A 19,013-nucleotide genomic window follows, 5' to 3' on the forward strand; every position below is an offset into this window, starting at 1 on the left:
TGAACGGCTTCGTCCTGCCGCAGGGCGTGCTGCGCGACGTGCTCACCGGCGCCCACCAGATCGCCGGCCAGACCTCCGGCGCCGCCATCGGCCTCATCGCCGAAGACGTCGCCGCAGACACCCTCACGACCGTCGATTTCAACGAACTGAAAATCGAGGCCAAGGGTCCGGAACTTGCCGAGACCATCCTCTACCGCGTCAACGCCGGGAGCACCGACGTCGCCGCGATCGATGGCGGCCCGGCCTGGACCGGCGATCTGGCGCTCGAGGATGCCAGCGGGCCGGTTTCCGTCACCGGCGATGCGGACGACGTGTATTCAGCCACGATAACCGACGCGGCGGACGAGGTCGATTACATCGACACCGAGGTCGAGGGTTACGCGCCCTGGCAGCTTTTCGTCCACGAGCGCTTCGACAAGAGCAAGGGACCGGCGGAAGGTCAGGAGCCGCTGACCTACAATTTCGACGTGGCCGCGGGTGCGACCTACAAGATCACGCTGCTCTACACCGAGAACTGGCCCGGCGCGTTCAATCTCCCGAGCAGCGACCGGATCTTCGACGTGACGGTGGACGGCACGGCCTTCGCCGAGTTCGCCGATCTCAACCCGCTGGTCGAGGCCGCGGCGGCGATGGGGCAGGCGCTGCCGCCGAGCTCGGCCACGAGCGCGCAGAAACAGCCCTTCCTCGGCACGGTGCTGACGCGCGAGCTGATCTACACGGCCGTCGACGACCAGCTGAACCTCGCCTTCATCCGCGACAATCAGAACCCAAAGATCAACGCGATCCAGATCAGCGAAATCCTCGATGAGCCCACGGATATTGCCCTGTCTTCCAATGAGGTGGCCGAAAACACGACCGGCGCCGTGGTTGGCCAGCTTTCTCTCATCGGTCTGGAAGACGACGACGCATATAAGTTCTCCGTCTCGGACAGTCGTTTTCAGGTGGTGGACGGCCTGTTGAAACTGAAGGCCAAGACCAGCCTCGATTTCGAGGAGGCCCATAGCATTGACCTTGCCATCACCGGGACGGGTTCGAACGGCCGAAGCCTGACCCAGGAATTCCAGATCGCGGTGCAGGACGTGGCCGAAGGCCGGCTATCGGCCGTGGCCAAGGTGATGGAAGGCAGCAATGCCAGCGAAACGCTCAAGGATTCAAAGACCAATGGTTTGATCCTTGGACTTGGGGGCAAGGATACGCTTGCCGGCCGGAACGGCGCTGACATCCTTGCCGGCGGCAAGGGTGCCGACATGCTCTTGGGCGGCAAGGGCTTCGACACGCTCGACTACAGCGACTCCATCAAGGGCGTTACCGTCAACCTGCAGAAGGGCGTGGGTAAGGGGGGCGAAGCCCGCGGCGACAAGTTCAAGAGCATGGAAGGCGTGATCGGCTCCGAGGGGGATGACAAGCTCCTCGGCAGCAAGGGTGGCAACCTGCTCATTGGAGGCGATGGTGCCGATATCCTCAATGGTCGAGGCGGCAAGGACTGGGCCGACTACCACGCCTCGGATGCGGGCGTGACGGTGAACCTGGCCAAGCGCAGCGGGTCCGGCGGGGATGCCGAGGGCGACCGGCTGCTGAAGATCGAGAACCTCCATGGCAGCACGCACAATGACGTCCTCGCCGGCGATGGTCGCAGGAATGTTCTCGTTGGCGATGATGGCCGAGACAAGCTCATCGGCGGCGGCGGCGGCGACAAGCTCGATGGCGGTGCCGGCCGGGACAAGCTGCTAGGGGGAAAAGGCAGCGACAAGATGTCGGGCGGCGCGGCCAATGACAAGCTCGTGGGCGGTGGCGGCAAGGACATGCTCGACGGTGGCGCCGGCAACGACAAGGTGCTGGGCGGGGGCGGAAGCGACACCTTCATCTTCGATCTCGGCAACGACAAGCTTGTCGGTGGCAAGGGGCGCGATACGGTCGTTTTCGACGGCGATTTCGATGACTTCGGCGTAAAGCTGGGCAAGCAGGTGATCGTCACCATCGACAAGGATCGTGATGTGCTGATCGGCATGGAGCGGTTGGAATTCGACGACACCACCTATGCCCGCGAGAGCGGCAGCTGGGTCGAGCTGGGCTAGTCGATCGGGGTCGGTTCGCGGGGCTGGCCGAAGCCGGCATAGGCCGGTCGGGCTAGGATTGGCCATGTCGCATTGGCGCTGTCGCCCCCTATGCCAAGCGCGCCTTTGCCTCCAGATCGGCCAGCAGCCGGTAGGAGACGCAGTATTTGAAGATGTTGCGGACGTAGCTCGCGGGCTTGCGGTTGGCCGCCTCCTGTATCGCGATCTCGACACTCTCGAACCACGCATGCGGCTCCAGCTCCATTTCCGCAGCTCGGTGACACGCCCGCTGCGCGCCACCCGGTCCGGCGTCCGGCTCCGGGAGTCGGGGCCTTCATGCATGGGAACCGGCCATAAGGAGGAACCGCAAAGCTCGAAATCAGCGCAGAACTGAAAGTCTAAATGCCTGAAAATCGAGCAATACCGCGCCATTGCTGCGCGGGCTGCTTAATATCTGGGCGATCTATCGTGGCCGCACTGGTCTAGTGCCTCGTTTCGCTCTTTCTGCTCCACTTGGGCTGCCGAAGTCGGGCTACTCTCGTCCCATGAGCAAGAGCAGCAGTTTTGACGAGATGTGGGGGCATGAGACCGTGCTCCGGGATCCGTATGTACCGATTAACGAGTGGTTGCAGCAGGAGGATGCCGGGCGGTTGCGCCGCAAGGCGCGAGATGCGGAAGATTTGTTCCGTCTCACCGGTATCACGTTCAACGTCTATGGCGCCCGGGACGCGGCCGAGAGGCTGATCCCCTTCGATATCGTTCCCCGGGTCATCGCAGGGCGCGAATGGGACCGGCTGTCGCGGGGCATCGAGCAGCGGGTGCGCGCGATCAACGCCTTCTTGCACGACATCTATCACCGGCAGGAGATCATCCGCGCCGGGCGGGTGCCGATCGAGGCCATCGAGCGCAACGCCGCCTTCCTGCCGCAGATGATCGGGGTCGACCCGCCCGGCGGGGTCTACACCCATATCGTCGGCACCGATCTGGTGCGCACCGGCGAGGACGAGTTCTACGTGCTCGAGGACAATGCCCGCACGCCCTCGGGGGTGAGCTACATGCTCGAGAACCGCGAGACCATGCTGCACATGTTCCCCGAGTTGTTCATGAAGACCCGGGTGCGGCCGGTCTCATCCTACCCGGCGATGCTGCACCGCTCGCTCTGCGCCTGCGCGCCAAACTCGAGCAATGGCCGGCCGGTGGTGGGGGTGATGACGCCGGGCAGCTACAATTCGGCCTATTACGAGCACAGCTTCCTCGCCGACAAGATGGGGGTCGAACTGGTCGAGGGGCAGGACCTGCGGGTCGTCGACGGCCGCGTGGCCATGCGGACCACCCAGGGCTACCAGCCGATCGACGTGCTCTACCGGCGTGTCGATGACGACTGGATCGACCCGCTCAACTTCAATCCGGACAGTGCGCTCGGCGTGCCGGGCATCATGGATGTCTACCGCGCCGGCCGGATCACCTTGGCCAACGCCCCCGGCACCGGCATCGCCGATGACAAGGCGATCTATTCCTACATGCCGGAAATCGTCGAGTTCTATACCGGCGAGAAGGCACTCTTGAAGAACGTGCCGACCTGGCGCTGCGCCGAGCCCGAGGCGCTGTCCTACGTGCTCGACAACCTGTCCGAGCTGGTGGTCAAGGAGGTGCACGGCTCCGGCGGCTACGGCATGCTGATCGGCCCGACCGCCTCCAAGAAGGAGCTTTCGGCGTTCCGCGACAAGCTCAAGGCGCGACCCGGCAATTACATCGCGCAGCCGACGCTGTCGCTTTCGACCGTGCCGATCTTTACCCGCGCCGGCCTCGCGCCGCGCCATGTCGACCTGCGTCCCTTCGTGCTGGTCTCGCCCGAAGGCGTGTCGATCACGCCGGGCGGGCTGACCCGCGTGGCGCTCAAGAAGGGGTCGCTGGTCGTCAATTCGAGCCAGGGCGGCGGCACCAAGGACACCTGGGTGCTCGAACAATGACGACGCTGGGCAAGACGGCCGGCGGGCTCTACTGGATGTTCCGGCATCTGGAGCGTTCGGAGAACACGGCCCGGATGATCGAGGTGGGCCAGCGCATTGCGCTCACCCGGTCGTCGGATGACGACGAATGGGGCAGCATCCTGCAGGCGGCGGCGACACATGCCGGCTATGTCGCCAAGCATGGCGAGGTGACGCGCGACCTTGCGCTGGACTGGATGCTGCGCGACCCGGACAACCCGTCCTCGGTGCTGTCGGTGGTCAAGGCCGCGCGTGACAACGCCCGCGTCGTGCGCACCGCGCTCACCCGCGAGGTCTGGGAAGCGGTGAACGAGGCTTGGATGACGCTTTGCGCCGCGATGCGCCGCAAGGTGCATGACCGCGACCTGCAGGACGTGCTGGCACTGATCCGGCAGCGCGCCGCCTTTGTGCGCGGCGCCACACATGGCACGATGCTGCGGAACGACATCTATGATTTCTGCCGGCTGGGGATGTTCAGCGAACGTGCGGACTGCACCGCGCGCATCCTCGACGTGAAGTACTTCGTGCTGCTGCCCTCCGCGACGGCGGTGGGCTCACGGCTCGACGACGTGCAATGGGAGACAATCCTGCGCAGCGTCTCGGGAGTGGGCGCCTTCCAGATGCGCTACGGTCAGCAACTGCGCCCGCGCGAGATCGCGGAGTTCATCATCCATGACCGCGCCATGCCGCGCAGCCTCGCCTTCTGCGCCCACAAGCTCGAGGAAAACCTCGGTTATCTCGCGGCGGATTACGGCACGCGCCTGCCCTCACACGAGATCGCCGAGAGGCTGAACCAGAGGCTGCTCGGGCGGTCGATCGACACGATCTTCGAAAACGGGCTGCACGAGTTCCTGATGGAGGTGCAGCACTGCCTCGCGCATCTGAGCCAGCAGATCGAGATCGATTACAGGTTCTACCGATGACCCCTCATGCCGTCGCAGGAGCGCACCCATGCGTCTGAGCATTTCGCACCGCACCACCTACAGCTTCGACGCGCCGGTCGATTACGCGCTGCAGCAGCTGCGGCTGACGCCCAAGCCGGGCGGGGCGCAGCGCGTGCTGCGCTGGAGCAATACAGTCACCGGCGGTCAGAAAGAGCTGAGCTTCGAGGATCAGCACGCCAACAAGGTCGAGCTCGTCTCGGTCACGCCGGGCGCGCGAGAGATCAGCGTGCTGTCGGAGGGCGAATTGGAAATCGAAGATAGGGCCGGCGTGCATGGACCGCATGCGGGCTACATGCCGCTCTGGCTGTTCGAGCGGTCCACGCCGCTGACCCGGCCCGGCGCACGCTGCCGCAAGCTGGTGTCGGGGCTGCGGGCCGGCAACGCGCCGCTGGAGCGGCTGCACACCCTGTCCTCGGCCGTGGCCGATGCGGTACAATACCAAACCGGAAGCTCGAACGTGGCGACCACCGCCGAGGACGCGCTCGAGGCCGGGGCCGGAGTCTGCCAAGATCATGCGCATGTGTTCATCACCTGCGCGCGCCTCATGGCGATCCCGGCGCGCTATGTCTCGGGCTACCTGATGATGGAGGGACAGGTTTCGCAGGAGGCGACGCATGCCTGGGCCGAGGCGCATGTGCCCGATCTCGGCTGGGTCGGCTTTGATGTCTCGAACGCGATCTCCCCGGATGCGCGCTACGTGCGCGTGGCGACGGGGCTGGACTACACCGAGGCAGCGCCGGTAAATGGCTTTCGCTTCGGCACCGCCCGCGAGGAACTCTCGGTCGCGATCGAGGTGCGTCAGGCTGAAACGGACTCGCAATGACCTACTGTGTCGCCCTCAGGCTCGATCGGGGCCTGGTCTTCATGTCGGACACCCGCACCAATGCCGGGGTCGACAACATCTCGAGCTGCCGCAAGATGTTCAGCTGGTCCGACGGGGAATCCTCGATCACCCTGCTGACGGCCGGCAACCTCGCCACTACCCAAGCGGTAGTCAGCCTGATTAACGAGCGGCTGAAATCCCCGGGGGAGCGCAGCCCCTCGATCCTCGGTCAGCCTTCGATGTTCGTGGTGGCCCGGATGGTGGGCGACCTGCTCAAGGAGGAGATCGCGCGCGCAGGCGCCGGGCAGATGAACGCGGATGCAGGCACCTTCGGCGCAACCCTGATCCTCGGGGGCCAAGTGCGCGGCAGCGCGCCGCGGCTGTTCCTGATCTACCCGGAGGGCAATTTCATCGAGGCGGGCGACGACATGCCTTGGTTCCAGAGCGGCGAGACCAAGTATGGCCGCCCGATCCTGGTGCGTGCCTTCGACCCTGCGATGAGTTTTGCCGCGGCGGTGAAGCTCTTGATGGTCAGCTACGATTCGACCATCAAGGCGAACCTCTCGGTCGGACTGCCGCTTGATCTTCAGATCTACGAGACGGACAGCTTTCAGCCCGGCAAGACGCTGCGGATCGAGGCGGACGACCCGCAATACCACGCCATCTCGGAAGGCTGGAGCGAGGCGCTCCGCGCGGCGTTCGAGCAGCTGCCCGACGTCGAGCTTTAGAACGGCGGCTTGACCCGGCTCGAGTGGGGCAGGGTCCAGCACACACCGAGATATAGCAAAATGGGCCGCCCTTGGGCGGCCCATGTCGCGTTGGTACCGAGGCGATCAGATCAGGAAATCGTCGCGATCGATCGCGCCCGCATCGATCCCGAGAAGCGTGATCTGTGAGTTGCCATAGCTGATCACGGCATCGTCGCCTTGGTTCTCGATGGTCAGATCCTCGAACTCCAGAGACGTCCGGGTGAAGTCGAGCAGGTCCGACCCGTCCTCGAAATCGGTGATGATATCGTCGCCATCTCTCTGGCTGCGGAACGCGAAGATGTCCGCCCCGTCGCCGCCGGTCAGCACGTCGTTGTGCCGCCCGCCGTTCAGGATGTCGGCGCCATCACCACCGTCGAGCGTATCGCGTCCCAGATTGCCGAGAAGGTTATCGTCGCCCGCGCCGCCATTCAGCGTGTCACGCTGCTGGTTGCCGATGAGAATATCGGCGCCGGCCTTGCCGTTCAGCGTGTCGTTGCCTTTGCCGCCGGCAAGAACGTCCGCACCTGCGCCACCGGCCAGAAGGTCGTCCCCGGTTCCGCCATCCAGCCGGTCATCGCCGGCAAAGCCGCGCAACACGTCGTTATCGGCCCCGCCATCGAGCACGTCGTTGCCCTTGAAGCCCTTCACGACATCGTCGCCGGCACCGGCATTGAAGACGTCATCCGATGCGCTCAGTCCGAATTTGCCGCTGGCCGAGGCGCGCTGCCCGGCGAGCAGGTCGAGGGCCTGCTCGAGATCGATCTCCATGATCTCGCCGGCCGCGACCGGCAGGATGCCGACATAGCCATCCTGCTCGCCGTTGATCTCGCCGTCGGTGCCTTCGCCATAGCCGCCATCGACGTTCTGCCCGTGCAGCACGATCTCGCGCAGCACCAACGGCATCAGGTCCTCCATGTCATACTGCCTGTCAGTGACCGGGCTTTTCAGATTATCCATGTCGGTCAGGTCGAAGCTCTGGATATAGGAGAGCTGGCCCTGGGAATCGGCCATCGGGCTCATGCCATCGGTACCGGTTAGCGACAGCAGGATATCACCATAGGCCGGCACCCCCTCGAGCACTTCGACGAAGCCGTCGCCGTCGGCATCGTCCGGCAGCGTCGGGGTCCGTGAATTGGCGGGGTTGCCCTCGTCGTCGAACACGCCGTGGATGTGCTGGGCATGGGCCATATCGGGCGTCAGATTTTCGGCCAGGATTGCCACGTTGATATAGGGCGTATCCTCGGCCTGGCCGAGCGAAACGATGGCGCTGCCATAGACGCCGGAATTGTTCAACGCCGTCAGGTCGACGGCCCAAGTTCCTTCGGAACCTCGCAGGAACGTTTCAAAGGATCCGTAGGAACTATCAAGATGAGCCACAGGCTCTCCTCCCTGTTACAAGGTGCGAATAGTTTCGCCACCAGAAGTTGACCCTGCATACACGCCCGGCGGTCCCGAAAGTTTCATCACATGGCAGTTAGCGGAGTTGATTGGACATTTTTGCTGCGTGGTTCAGGGCGCGGCGGTCGATCAAGGGGCTTGCCGCTGTAAGAGCGCCAAACTCTTGCAGCCGGACGGACTTTGCCTTGGAGGGCGTCATTCTCAGCCGACCTTCTGCTCTGGCCGAGGAAATAGAGAGGTCGACCTCTCAACATTCGCAGACCCTCGACTTCCGTTTCCGCAGTTGCCCCGGTCCTTTCGGACATGCGCAACGAGTCCGCGAAACTTCTTGCTTCGGCGCGGTGGGCAGTGCCAGCATGAGGCCAGTATCTTCGGTATGAGTGATCGGGAGGGTTGTGTTGTGGCCTCGATGGATATCTGTGTGCAGGGGCTGCGTGATGGCGTCCTGCCGCGCCTCGACGGCGCGACCCCGGTGAGGGCCCGGACAGAACGTCCGGCAGAGGTGAGCGATCAGGTGCACTGGCAACGTTTCTCGGTTCCCTTCGAATACCCGGTGGTCTTCGCCCGCGATATTTTCAACCCTGAGAACCGCGTCCTCGCCAATGCCATCGGCCATGCGGAGCCCGACAAGACCCATCGGTGTCTCGTCTTCGTCGATAGCGGTGTCGTCGCGGCGCAGCCCACGATCACCGCCCGCATCGCGCAATGGTTCGCGCGTACCAGCGGCGTGAGCCTCGCCGGAGAAATTGTCATCGTTCCGGGAGGCGAGGCGATCAAGAGGGACGGGACGCATGTCGAGGCCGTACAGCGGGCTGTTTATCGGCATTGTATCGATCGGCATTCCTGCGTGGTCGCCATTGGCGGCGGCGCGATGCTCGATGCAGTCGGGCTTGGCGCGGCGGTGGCCCATCGCGGCGTAAGGCTGATCCGCGTTCCCACCACGGTCCTGTCGCAGAACGACTCCGGGGTAGGCGTGAAGAACGCGGTCAATCTCGATGGCTACAAGAACTTCACAGGCACCTTCGCTCCACCATGGGCCGTCGTGAATGATTTCGACTTCCTCCAGCATTTGCCTCGGCGCGAGCGTATCGCCGGTATCGCCGAAGCAGTGAAAGTCGCGCTGATCCGCGACGGGGGTTTCTTCGCTTGGCTCGAGGCGAATGCCGACCGTCTGAGGGCATTCGAGCGTGACGCCGAGGAGTGGATGGTCCGGCGCTGCGCGGAACTGCACATGGCGCAGATCGCCCATGGTGGCGACCCGTTCGAAAGGGGGTCGGCCCGCCCGCTCGATTTCGGTCACTGGGCCGCGCATAAGCTCGAAACGCTGAGCGGGCATACGGTCAATCACGGCGAAGCCGTGGCCATCGGCATCGCCCTCGATACCCGCTATTCGGTATTGGCCGGGCTGCTGCCCGCCGGCGCCGAGGAAAGGGTCGCGGCGCTTCTCGAGCGGTTGGGCTTTACCTTGTTTCATCCCGGGTTGGTTCTGCCCGGAGCGAATGGCCAGCCGGCCCTGCTGGCGGGCCTCGACGAGTTCCGCCAGCATCTGGGCGGAGAACTGACCGTGACGCTGCTCGAAGAGCTGGGTTCCGGCATCGAGTTGCATCAAATCGATCCGGATCTCGTACGGCAGGCGCTCGATTGGCTGGCGCGCCGTGAGGCGCAGGCATGAAGCAGGAGCTGACCTACTGTCTCAACATCCATCCGACCGAAACCTGGGAGGAGGTGCGCGCGGCCTTGCTCGGACCTGTTCTGCAGGTGCGCGACGGGATCGCGGGGGATGGGGATTTTCCTGTGGGCCTACGCTTTTCTGGGCAGGCTCTGCACGACCTGCGTGCCACCGAAGCGCGCGAAGACCTCAAGACCATCCTCAAACGCGAGCGATTGCGGGCCGTCACCGTGAACGGCTTTCCCTATGGCCGTTTTCACGGCACCCGTGTGAAGGAAGACGTCTATCGTCCGGATTGGCGCGAAGAGGAGCGGCTGGCCTATACCTGCGAGCTGGCCGATCTCATGGCCGAGATCGCGCCCTCCGAGCCGCTGGTGAGCCTGAGCACCGTGCCGGGCTGTCTGCGCACCCTGTCGGAGGGGCAGGAGGGCGCGGTCGCGGATAACTACCTGCGCGCAGTGGCGCATATGGTGGATCTGGAACGGCGGACCGGTGTCCGGGTCGCGCTGGCGATCGAGCCGGAACCAGCCTGCATGTTCGAGACGATCGAGGAAACCGCAGCCTTTTTTCGCGACCACTTGCTGTCGGACTCGGCGGCCGAGCGGCTGGCGGCAATGACCGATCTCGAACGCGATGCGGCACGCGCGGCGCTGCCTCGCTATATCGGGCTGTGCTACGACGTCTGCCACGCCGCCGTGGAGTTCGAGGATCCGGCCGGAAGCCTCGAGATGCTGCGGCGGGCTGGCGTGCCGGTGCATAAGCTGCAGCTCAGCGCGGCGCTTCGGGTCGCTGAGGTGACGCCGCAGACGCGTGAGGCCCTGTCGAGTTTCGCCGAGCCCACCTATCTGCACCAGGTGGTCAGCCGTCGTGGCGACGGCTCCCTTAAGCGTTTGACGGATCTCCCGGAGGCACTGGCGCGCGGCGCCGAGGCGGATGGCGAGGAATGGCGCGTGCATTTCCACGTCCCGATCTTTCTAAAGGACCTTGGGGCCTTCGAGAGCACGCGCGATTTCCTCGATGAGATCCTGCGCCTGCATCGCCATCAGCCGATCTCGCCGCATCTGGAAGTCGAGACCTATAGCTGGAACGTGCTGCCCGAGCGGCTGCGGCGCGAACGCATGGAGGAGGCTGTGCTGCGCGAGTTGCGCTGGGTGTCGGAGCGGCTGGCATGACGCGCGTCGCGACCATCCTGCGACTTGGCCGGGTTTCGAACCTGCCGACCGTCTGGACGAACGCGCTTGCCGCCGCGGTGTTGGCTGTCGGGGCGACGCTGCCCGGCGGGACCGTTCTGGCCACGGCGGCGATCCTCAGCCTGTTCTATATCGGCGGCATGTGGCTGAACGACGCCTTCGACGCCGAAATCGATGCAAGGGAACGTAGCACGCGACCCATCCCCGCGGGCGAGATCGGTCGAGTGGCGGTCTTTGCCATCGGAGGTGCGCTGCTGGCGCTTGGGATCGTCGGCGGCTTCGGCTTCGGCCCGGCTGCAGGAGCGGCGGCTCTGGCACTCGCGGCGACGGTGCTGCTCTATGACTGGCTGCACAAGCGGACGGTGTCGAGCCCGGTCATCATGGGGGCGACGCGCTTCCTGTGCTATGTCTTCGCCGCCTTGGCGCTCGGGGCGCTGCCTTGGCTGGTGCTGGTCGCAGCGTTCGGTCTCTTTGCCTATGTGGTCGGCCTGACCTATGCGGCGAAGCAGGAGGCCTATGACCGTCTCGATCGGGCTTGGCCCTTGGCCGTGCTAGCGTTTCCGCTGCTGGTGGCGCTGGTTCTGGCTTGGGGCAATGCCTTGGCGCTGGCGATCTGCCTCGGCCTCGCGGCACTGATGGCGGTGGCGCTCCGCCGCCTGTTCCGCCGCGCCAAGGGCGACGTGCCGAAGGCGGTCGTGACGCTGATCGCCGGCATGTCGCTCTATGACGCGGCGCTGTTGGCAGCGGTTGGCGCGCCGGGACTGGCGATCTTGGCAGTGGCGGGGTGCGGGCTGACCATGCTGCTGCAGCGGATCGTGCCCGGCACCTGAGACCCTCAGTCGAAGACGTGACGCAGGACCAGCGATTTGAAATCGGTGGCCGCGACCCGCCCATCGGGTAGCGCGTCCGGCTCCGAGGAAATCACCAGGGGCCCTTCATCGGGATCGTCCGTGATCCGTCCATGCGTCCCCTTCACGAGATGCGTGGCCGAAGGCGAGATGATGTCCAGAAGCTGCCGGAAGCCCGCCTTGCGCTTTGCCAACTTCATCGCCGCTGTGAGCCTGGGGTGGCGGATCTCGGGATCGACGAAGAGCTCGACCGGATCGTAGCCCGGTTTGCGATGGATATCGACGGTGCGGGCGAAGTCTGGCGCCCTGTCCGGGTCGAGCCAGTAGTAATAGCTGAACCAGCGATCCGGCTTCGACACCGCGACCAGTTCACCCGAGCGGGGGTGGTCCAGCCCATGCGCGCGCTTGCCCTCGGCATCCCAGACCTGTTCGACCCCGTCCAGGCTCTCGATCAGGGCCTTCACCTCTCGAATGCGCGCGGCATCCTCTACATGCACATGGGCGATCTGGTGGTCGGCCATGGCGAAGGCGGTACTCGCGCCGCAATCGAGGGTCTCGCGGCCATGCTCCTCGCGGCGGACCGCAAGAAGGCCGGCCTCTCGCAGGGCACGGTTGATATGAACCGCATCCGTGGCCTTGGTGATTCCGTATTCCGACACGACGATGATACGCCGCCCGGTCCGGTCTGCCTCGTCGATCAACTCGCCGCACAGCGCGTCGACTTCGTGCAGATCGGCCCGAAGACGCGGGTGGTCCAGATCCGGGCCGAGCCGCTGCAGGTTGTAGTCGAGATGCGGCAGATAGGTCAGGGTCAAGGTCGGGTCCCGGGTCTGCATCACGTGCAGCGTCGCCTTGGCAATCCACTCCGAAGAGGTGATGTCCGCCAGCGGGCCCCAGAACTTGAACAGGGGAAACGGCCCCAGCGCCGCATCCAGTTCGTCATGCAGTTCCGGCGGGAAGGCATAGTGATCCGGTATCTTGCGGCCATCCGCCGGATACATCGGCCGCGGTGTCGCCGACCAATCGGCGCTGGAGTACATGTTGTACCACCAGAACATCTTGGCACAGGTGAAATCTGGGTTCCTCTTGCGCCCAGCTTCCCAGACCTTCTCGCCTTCCACGAGATTGTTGGGCTGCCGCCAAAGCATGATTTCCCGCAGATCGCGGAAGTACCAGCCATTCGCTACCACGCCGTGATAGGACGGCATGAGCCCGGTGAGAAGCGTTGCCTGTGCCGTGCAGGTGACGGCGGGCGTCACCGTGTCGAGCGGCCGCAAGGCGCCCCGCTCGGCCAGTTTCTTGAGATGCGGCGTGTCGCGTCCCACCAGATGCGGAGCGAGGCCGACAACGAGGATCACCAGCGTCTTTTTCATGCGAGCACCATGCGGTGCCGGCTAAAACGTTGCAACAGTTCCGGCCTTCTATATCGTGACAGGGTGGACTGGGAGGGCGTTCATGCCGACAGCGGATGCGGTCCTGAGGGACATCGTACTGACACGTGCAGGAAGCGAAGCAGGGTGGGTCGAAGAGATCCTAGAAGCGCTTCGAAGGGGGGCGCCCGAGCGCGACCTGCACATTTTCCTTGGGCTGGCGCCCCGACGACTGGGCAAGGCCGATCTGGTACCGACCGCCGCGGAGCTTGAGGCCGCCGAGGCAGCCCGGCCGGGCTGGCGGATCGATGGTTGGAGCCTTGACGGAGCCGCTCGCGTACTCGCGCTATTGGTGCATGCGGGGCAGCGGCCATTTGCCGACCGGTTCAAGGATCTGCGCCGGACTTCGGACGTGGCAGAGATGATCGCGCTCTATCGCGGTCTGCCGCTCTATCCCGAACCGGAGACGCTGCATTTCGAAGTGGGCGAAGGGCTGCGCTCGAACCTCAAGCCGGTCTTCGAGGCGATCGCCCATGACAATCCCTTTCCCCGAGATCATTTCGACGAGCACCGTTGGAACCACATGATCCTCAAGGCGCTCTTCGTCGGCAGCCGGCTGGCACCGATCATCGGTCTGGACGAACGCGCCAATTCCGAGCTGGCGCGGATCTTGCGCGAATACGCCCATGAACGCTGGGCGGCCGGCCGTACCGTCACGCCGGAGCTGTGGCGCTGCGTCGGGCCCTATGCGCAGGACGAGGCGGCGCTCTCCGATCTGGAGCGCGCGCTGTCCGAGGGCGGGGCAGGCGCGCGCGGCGCTGCGCTGGCGCTCGCAGCCTCGCCCGCACCCGAGGCGCGACAGCTGCTGGAGGGCAGGGCCGAGGCCGAGGAGATCGCGGCCGGGCGCCTGGACTGGAATCGCCTGGAGGAGGCCGCCTGATGTATATCGACCCGCATGCCCACATGATCAGCCGCACCACCGATGATTACGAGGCGATGGCGGCGGCCGGCATCGTGGCGCTGATCGAGCCCGCCTTCTGGACCGGCCAGCCTCGCACCTTCGTCGGCACCTATGTCGACTACCTGTCTTCGATCGTCGGGTGGGAGCGGTTTCGCGCCGGGCAGTTCGGCATCCGGCACTACTGCACCATCGGGCTCAATTCCAAGGAGGCCAACAACGAGGAGTTGGCGGAAGGCGTGATGGACTGGCTGCCGCGCTTCGCGCTTAAGGAAGGCGTCGTGGCGATCGGCGAGATCGGCTATGACGAGCAGACCCCTCTCGAGGACAAGTATTTCCGGGCGCAGCTCGAACTGGCCAAGGAACTGCACCTGCCCGTGATGGTGCACACGCCGCATCGCGACAAGAAGCGCGGCACCTCCCGTTCGATGGACGTCATCGAGGAGCATGGCCTCGATCCCTCGATGGTGGTGATCGACCACAATAACGAGGAGACCGTAGCAGAGACCCTGCAGCGCGGCTACTGGGCCGGCTTCTCGATCTATCCCTCGACCAAGATGGGCAACCGTCGGATGGTGGAGCTGCTGAAGCAATATGGTGGCGAGCGGATCATCGTCGACAGCGCCTGCGACTGGGGGATCTCCGACCCGCTCGGCGTACCGAAGACCGCGCAGCTGGCTTTGCAAAGCGGTATCCCCGAAGAGACCGTGCGCAAGGTCTGCTACGGCAACGCGCTCGCTGCCTATGGGCAGAGCGGGCAGATGCACGAGAGTGACTGGCTCGACCCGCCGCAGATCGACCAGCGCACCCTGTTCAACGACAACTCGATCCTTAGAGGCGGGCGCGAGCCGGTTATCGGGGATACGGCCGGGACGCGACGGGGCGGCCTGATCATCGAGTAAGGCACTCAGACGCTTTCGCGTCTGGTCCGGGCTCAGCCGCGCATTTCGGCCAGTTGCTCCAAGATGCGGGTATAGTTTTCGACCCCTTGGGCGCCGGTCACGAGATGGCGCTTGTCGAAGATCATCGCCGGCACGCCACGGATGCCTTGGCGCAGCCAATGCGTTTCCGCCGCGCGTACTTCGGCTGCGAAGCGCTGTTCATCCAGCACGGCAAGCGCCTCCGTGCGATCGAGGCCGATCTCCCCGGCAATCTCAGCCAGAACGGTCTGGTCGGAAAGATTGCGCCGATGGGTGAAATGGGCCGCGAAAAGCGCCTGCTTCAGATCATGCATGCGGCCTTGGCTTTCGGCCCAATGCAGCAGCTGGTGAACATCGAACGTATTGTGCATCCGCATATCCTCGGACCAGCGGAACTCGAAACCGAGTTCGGCGCCGAGATCGGCCATGCGGATGCGACTCTCTTCCGATTGCTCCGGCGTGCTGCCGTATTTCTCCATGATGTGCTCGCGCATGTTCTGGCCTTCAGCCGCCATGTCGGGATTGAGCTCGAACGGATGCCAGTGAATTTCATGCGCCATGCCGGTCGCCTCGAGGGCACGTGCCAGTTGGCGGTAGCCAATGACGCACCAAGGGCAGACCACGTCGGAGACGATATCGATACGGAGCGGTTGGGTGGGCATGTCGGATCCTTGATGGTGTCGCCAGTGATAGGCCGCGAAAAGCAAGCGGCACATAGCCGGTGGGAATGGGTCGAAGTCGGCAGTGCCGACGCTGTCACTAGCGCAGATGACAACCTCAGGCCCCGCTGCAAGAGCGTAGTTGAGCGATCACTCGATATTGAGTTTTGGCGAGCCTCGGTAGGGAAGCTCGCTTGCCTGTCTCAATGCCCCTGCAACGTTTCCTTTCATTGGTGATCGCGCCGCGCATGGGCATTTTCGCGACAAACGCTGGCAGGGCTCATCGTTGTGCAGGATGCGTCAACTTTCCGCCCCATTGTTCATTGCATGTGAAGCGTCAAGTCGGCCGCAATCCGGTCGAGCCAATTCGCAATCATCCTGTCCCGATCCGAGGAGCGTTGGTCACATGGCATTCGATTTCCCCGCCTTCTCGCGCTCGCTGCGGTTCAAGGTTCTCGCAGCCCTGATGCTCGGACTCGGTCTGTCGTTCAGCCTGATGATCCTGCATCTGAGTTCGTCCAAGCTCGGCGCGCTCGTCGAGCTTGCCGAGGCCGCGAGCCGCAACCAGACGATGCTGGCGGCCGGGCAGGCACGGGCAGGCATCGAGGCCGGTGACGAGAGCTATCTCGAAAGCATCTATTCGGATCTCGTCTTCGGGCAGGGCGGCGAGACGCATGAGGCGGCCCGGATCAGGATGCTGCGCGTGTCCGAAACCGGCGGCCGTGGCCTGCCGAGCTACGAGATGGCGAACGGGCCGCAGGTCGCGACCCAGCAACTCGACGACATGGCGCTCGCGGCGATGGAGCAGGGCGAGGTGCAGGAGGGCCGGCAAGGCGATCTGCTGCTCGTTTCGGCGCCGGTGCGTGACCAGAGCGGCCGCGACGTGATCGGCGCCATCAGCATCGCCTGGGATCACTGGCACCTGCGCGCGGGTGTGATGACCTCCACCCTGCGCTCGGCGATGATCGGCTTTGCCGCCGCGCTGGCGGTGATGCTGCTTACCGGTCTCGCCATGCAGCGGCTGGTGCTGCGTCCGATCGGCTCGCTGGCCCGGGCGGTGGAGCGGATTCAGGAAACCGGCAACCTCTCGCGAATGCCCCGCACCGTGCTCGAGCGCCGCGACGAGATCGGCAGCCTCGCGAACCGGTTTCAGGCGCTTCTCGCGCAGTCCAACGCACAGATCATGACCCGCCGAAACCAGCTCGACGCCGCATTGGAGAGCATGGCGCAGGGGCTGTGCCTGTTCGACGGCACGCATCGCCTGGTGATGAGCAATCGGCGGGTCGAGGAAATCTACGGGCTGCCCACGGGTGCCTTGACCGAAGGCATGCATATCAGCGAGGTGCTGCAGGCGTGCCGGGATGCGGGCAACTACTCGGGCCAACGGATCAAGGAAATCGAGAAGACCCTGACCCGGTCGAACCGGACCTCACGGCCGCTGCATTCGCTCGAATCCCTCACGGGGGGGCGGGTCATCTCGGTCGTGCGGGTGCCGATGCCAGAGGGCGGCTGGGTGGCCACCTTCGAGGATGTCACCGAGCGCAAGCGCACCGAGGCCAAGATCGAGCACATGGCGATGCATGACAACCTGACCGGCCTGCCCAATCGGCTCAGCTTCCGCCAGAAACTGGAAGAGGCGCTCCTGCAGGCGCCGCGTGGTCAGCAGCTTGCGGTGCTCTGCCTCGACCTCGACCACTTCAAGGCTGTCAACGACACGCTGGGCCACCCGGTGGGCGACGCGCTACTCAAGCAGGTCGGCAAACGCCTGCAGGGCGCCCTGCGCCAGTCCAGCGTGGTGGCGCGGCTCAGCGGCGACGAGTTCGCGATCATCGAGAAGAACGTCGCCTCGGTCGAGGAGACCGGCCAGCTCGCCGACCGCCTCGTCCACGCGCTGAGCGAGCCCTACGAGATCGACGGACACCAGATCGTCATCGGCAGCTGCATCGGCATCGCCCTTGCCCCCTCGGATGGCCGGAGCGCCGACAAGCTGGTGAAGGCTGCCGATCTCGCGCTCTACCGCGCCAAGTCCGAAGGCCGCGGCACCTACCGTTTCTTCGAGAAGGCGATGGATGCGCGAATGCAGGAGCGGCGCGCCCTCGAGCTGGATCTGCGGGCGGCCTTCGCGAAGAACGAGCTGGAGCTCCACTACCAGCCGATCATCAACCTCGAGACCGGCAAGGTCAGCTGCTTCGAGGCGCTTCTGCGCTGGCGCCACGAAACCCGGGGCGCGGTATCCCCCGGTGAATTCGTGCCGCTGGCCGAGGAGATCGGGCTGATCACCCAGCTTGGCGCTTGGGTACTGCACGAGGCCTGCCGGATGGCGGCGCAGTGGCCCGACGGGGTGCGCGTCGCGGTCAACCTGTCGCCGGTGCAGTTCCGGTCGATGGCGCTCATCTCCGAAGTGGAGGCCGCGCTTAAGGCCTCCGGGCTTGCGCCCGAGCGTCTCGAACTGGAGATCACCGAAACGGTGCTGCTGCGCCATACCGAGCTGACGCTGTCGATCCTGAAGCGGCTGCGCGCGATCGGTGTCCGGATCTCGATGGATGATTTCGGTACCGGCTACAGCTCGCTGAGCTACCTCCGCACCTTCCCCTTCGACAAGATCAAGATCGACCGTTCTTTCATTAAGGACGTGGTGCATCACGACGATGCCGAGGCCATCGTGCGGGCGATCTCAAGCATGGGGGCAAGCCTTGGCATGGCCACGACCGCCGAAGGCGTCGAGACGTTGGACCAGCTCGAGAAACTGCGCCGCGAGGGCTGCACCGAGGTGCAGGGCTATTACTTCAGCCCTGCGGTCCACACGGACGAGGTCTTGGCGCTGCTTGGCCGGATCGGATCGTCGGCTTGGCAGTTCTCCTCAGCATCCCCCGACCAAGTAGCCGTTGCCTCCGCGCCGGTCTCTTCCTATTCCTTGGCCGCGGCCGAAACTGCCTCGGTCACCGAAAGGTCGAAGATTCATCATGCGATACCGTGAGCCCCGTTTTGCCACCGACAGGGAACTGAGGGTGGTATATGGCAAGGAGATCCAGCGCGCCCGGCTCATCAATGTGAGCGCCACGGGCGCGCGGCTGGGACAGCTGTCACAAATGGAGCCCGACAGGCTGGTGCTTATCTGCCTGTTGCACCTCAAGATTCCGGCCAAGGTGGTCTGGTCCAATGAAAAGCAGACCGGTGTGCACTTCCTTGAGCCCTTGTCCGTGGCCGATCTGCAGACCATGGGGGCCACGATCGCCGACGGCGCGTCGCCCCGGGGAAAGTGGGGCAACCACGGATTTCACGAGCTTCGTTGATCACGGCTTCTGCCGGAATGACGAGATCCGGACGGCGCGATGTCTCCCGCGTCCGCCCGGTTGCCCTCGTCCCTGCATCCTCGACATGATTGCGCAAGCATTCGACTTTAGCACTAGTTCTTTTGTATAGGGCTTAACCCGTTCGAACTA

Annotated in this window: 16 protein-coding genes; 12 read left to right on the forward strand and 4 right to left on the reverse strand. The window is 64.6% G+C overall.

The genetic code is table 11. The annotated features are described in order from the left end of the window. Positions 1 to 2,075 (forward strand): calcium-binding protein (locus tag LOS8367_RS00005; RefSeq protein WP_278247953.1); only part of this gene is annotated, 2,075 nt, incomplete at its 5' end. An 88-nt stretch (positions 2,076 to 2,163) separates the two neighbouring features. On the opposite strand, the gene LOS8367_RS18930 is transcribed toward LOS8367_RS00005, so the two are convergent. After that, entirely contained in the window at positions 2,164 to 2,319 is a 156-nt protein-coding gene (locus LOS8367_RS18930; RefSeq protein WP_165761354.1) for a hypothetical protein, read from the reverse strand. Positions 2,320 to 2,599: 280 nt separating this feature from the next. Here LOS8367_RS18930 and LOS8367_RS00010 point away from each other — a divergent pair, with 280 nt between their 5' ends. The 4 genes from LOS8367_RS00010 to LOS8367_RS00025 are packed head-to-tail and all read left to right on the forward strand — an operon-like array spanning position 2,600 to position 6,537. Further along, positions 2,600 to 4,024 (forward strand): circularly permuted type 2 ATP-grasp protein, encoded by a 1,425-nt coding sequence (locus LOS8367_RS00010; RefSeq protein ID WP_085894400.1) that lies wholly within the window; start codon positions 2,600 to 2,602, stop codon positions 4,022 to 4,024. Beyond that, positions 4,021 to 4,965: an alpha-E domain-containing protein gene (locus LOS8367_RS00015; RefSeq protein WP_085894401.1), complete on the forward strand. Its 945-nt coding sequence runs from the start codon at positions 4,021 to 4,023 to the stop codon at positions 4,963 to 4,965. Before LOS8367_RS00010 ends, LOS8367_RS00015 begins: the two co-directional genes overlap by 4 nt. A gap of 28 nt (positions 4,966 to 4,993) precedes the next feature. Beyond that, the gene (locus LOS8367_RS00020; RefSeq protein WP_085894402.1) at positions 4,994 to 5,809 is read left to right on the forward strand and encodes a transglutaminase family protein; all 816 of its coding nucleotides are present in this window, start codon (positions 4,994 to 4,996) and stop codon (positions 5,807 to 5,809) included. Next, positions 5,806 to 6,537, forward strand: coding sequence for a proteasome-type protease (locus LOS8367_RS00025; RefSeq protein WP_085894403.1), 732 nt, complete (start codon positions 5,806 to 5,808; stop codon positions 6,535 to 6,537). Before LOS8367_RS00020 ends, LOS8367_RS00025 begins: the two co-directional genes overlap by 4 nt. A gap of 105 nt (positions 6,538 to 6,642) precedes the next feature. Here the strand turns inward: LOS8367_RS00025 and LOS8367_RS00030 are convergent, their stop codons facing one another. After that, positions 6,643 to 7,851 carry a calcium-binding protein gene (locus LOS8367_RS00030; protein WP_085894404.1) on the reverse strand — a complete coding sequence of 403 codons (1,209 nt, stop codon included), beginning with the start codon at positions 7,849 to 7,851 and terminating at the stop codon, positions 6,643 to 6,645. Between the two features lie 433 nt (positions 7,852 to 8,284). Here LOS8367_RS00030 and LOS8367_RS00035 point away from each other — a divergent pair, with 433 nt between their 5' ends. From LOS8367_RS00035 to LOS8367_RS00045, 3 genes are read left to right on the forward strand one after another with little or no spacing between them, the layout of a single operon-like run. Then, on the forward strand, positions 8,285 to 9,628 hold the full coding sequence (locus LOS8367_RS00035; protein ID WP_242665468.1) for a 3-dehydroquinate synthase: 1,344 nt from the start codon (positions 8,285 to 8,287) through the stop codon (positions 9,626 to 9,628). Then, a complete protein-coding gene (gene eboE, locus LOS8367_RS00040; protein WP_085894406.1) occupies positions 9,625 to 10,797 on the forward strand; it encodes a metabolite traffic protein EboE in 1,173 nt (390 codons plus the stop codon). The genes LOS8367_RS00035 and eboE overlap by 4 nt, the downstream gene beginning before the upstream one ends. Further along, the gene (locus tag LOS8367_RS00045; protein ID WP_207569206.1) at positions 10,794 to 11,645 is read left to right on the forward strand and encodes a UbiA family prenyltransferase; all 852 of its coding nucleotides are present in this window, start codon (positions 10,794 to 10,796) and stop codon (positions 11,643 to 11,645) included. Before eboE ends, LOS8367_RS00045 begins: the two co-directional genes overlap by 4 nt. Positions 11,646 to 11,650: 5 nt before the next feature. Here LOS8367_RS00045 and LOS8367_RS00050 read toward each other — a convergent pair whose 3' ends face one another. Next, positions 11,651 to 13,036, reverse strand: a complete 1,386-nt coding sequence (locus LOS8367_RS00050) for an alkaline phosphatase family protein (protein WP_085894408.1) — start codon at positions 13,034 to 13,036, stop codon at positions 11,651 to 11,653. Positions 13,037 to 13,118: 82 nt separating this feature from the next. On the opposite strand from LOS8367_RS00050, the gene LOS8367_RS00055 reads away from it, so the two are divergent. Beyond that, positions 13,119 to 13,973, forward strand: coding sequence for an EboA domain-containing protein (locus LOS8367_RS00055; RefSeq protein WP_133056272.1), 855 nt, complete (start codon positions 13,119 to 13,121; stop codon positions 13,971 to 13,973). After that, entirely contained in the window at positions 13,973 to 14,893 is a 921-nt protein-coding gene (locus LOS8367_RS00060; protein WP_085894410.1) for a TatD family hydrolase, read from the forward strand. The genes LOS8367_RS00055 and LOS8367_RS00060 overlap by 1 nt, the downstream gene beginning before the upstream one ends. A 32-nt stretch (positions 14,894 to 14,925) precedes the next feature. Here the strand turns inward: LOS8367_RS00060 and LOS8367_RS00065 are convergent, their stop codons facing one another. Further along, positions 14,926 to 15,573, reverse strand: a complete 648-nt coding sequence (locus tag LOS8367_RS00065; protein ID WP_085894411.1) for a DsbA family oxidoreductase — start codon at positions 15,571 to 15,573, stop codon at positions 14,926 to 14,928. Positions 15,574 to 15,976: 403 nt separating this feature from the next. Here LOS8367_RS00065 and LOS8367_RS00070 point away from each other — a divergent pair, with 403 nt between their 5' ends. Next, complete coding sequence (locus LOS8367_RS00070; RefSeq protein WP_085894412.1) at positions 15,977 to 18,547, forward strand: putative bifunctional diguanylate cyclase/phosphodiesterase; 2,571 nt, start codon at positions 15,977 to 15,979, stop codon at positions 18,545 to 18,547. After that, positions 18,534 to 18,863, forward strand: coding sequence for a PilZ domain-containing protein (locus LOS8367_RS00075; RefSeq protein WP_085894413.1), 330 nt, complete (start codon positions 18,534 to 18,536; stop codon positions 18,861 to 18,863). The genes LOS8367_RS00070 and LOS8367_RS00075 overlap by 14 nt, the downstream gene beginning before the upstream one ends. Positions 18,864 to 19,013: the final 150 nt, after the last annotated feature.

Origin of the sequence: Limimaricola soesokkakensis (genome assembly GCF_900172345.1) — a bacterium.
In the GTDB taxonomy this organism is placed as follows: domain Bacteria; phylum Pseudomonadota; class Alphaproteobacteria; order Rhodobacterales; family Rhodobacteraceae; genus Limimaricola; species Limimaricola soesokkakensis.

Bases quoted from the DNA above. Each gene is read 5' to 3' on its own strand.
- LOS8367_RS18930 (WP_165761354.1), bottom strand. From the start codon at position 2,319: ATGGAGCTGGAGCCGCATGCGTGGTTCGAGAGTGTCGAGATCGCGATA.
- LOS8367_RS00010 (WP_085894400.1), top strand. From the start codon at position 2,600: ATGAGCAAGAGCAGCAGTTTTGACGAGATGTGGGGGCATGAGACCGTG.
- LOS8367_RS00015 (WP_085894401.1), top strand. From the start codon at position 4,021: ATGACGACGCTGGGCAAGACGGCCGGCGGGCTCTACTGGATGTTCCGG.
- LOS8367_RS00020 (WP_085894402.1), top strand. From the start codon at position 4,994: ATGCGTCTGAGCATTTCGCACCGCACCACCTACAGCTTCGACGCGCCG.
- LOS8367_RS00025 (WP_085894403.1), top strand. From the start codon at position 5,806: ATGACCTACTGTGTCGCCCTCAGGCTCGATCGGGGCCTGGTCTTCATG.
- eboE (WP_085894406.1), top strand. From the start codon at position 9,625: ATGAAGCAGGAGCTGACCTACTGTCTCAACATCCATCCGACCGAAACC.
- LOS8367_RS00045 (WP_207569206.1), top strand. From the start codon at position 10,794: ATGACGCGCGTCGCGACCATCCTGCGACTTGGCCGGGTTTCGAACCTG.
- LOS8367_RS00050 (WP_085894408.1), bottom strand. From the start codon at position 13,036: ATGAAAAAGACGCTGGTGATCCTCGTTGTCGGCCTCGCTCCGCATCTG.
- LOS8367_RS00055 (WP_133056272.1), top strand. From the start codon at position 13,119: ATGCCGACAGCGGATGCGGTCCTGAGGGACATCGTACTGACACGTGCA.
- LOS8367_RS00060 (WP_085894410.1), top strand. From the start codon at position 13,973: ATGTATATCGACCCGCATGCCCACATGATCAGCCGCACCACCGATGAT.
- LOS8367_RS00065 (WP_085894411.1), bottom strand. From the start codon at position 15,573: ATGCCCACCCAACCGCTCCGTATCGATATCGTCTCCGACGTGGTCTGC.
- LOS8367_RS00070 (WP_085894412.1), top strand. From the start codon at position 15,977: ATGGCATTCGATTTCCCCGCCTTCTCGCGCTCGCTGCGGTTCAAGGTT.
- LOS8367_RS00075 (WP_085894413.1), top strand. From the start codon at position 18,534: ATGCGATACCGTGAGCCCCGTTTTGCCACCGACAGGGAACTGAGGGTG.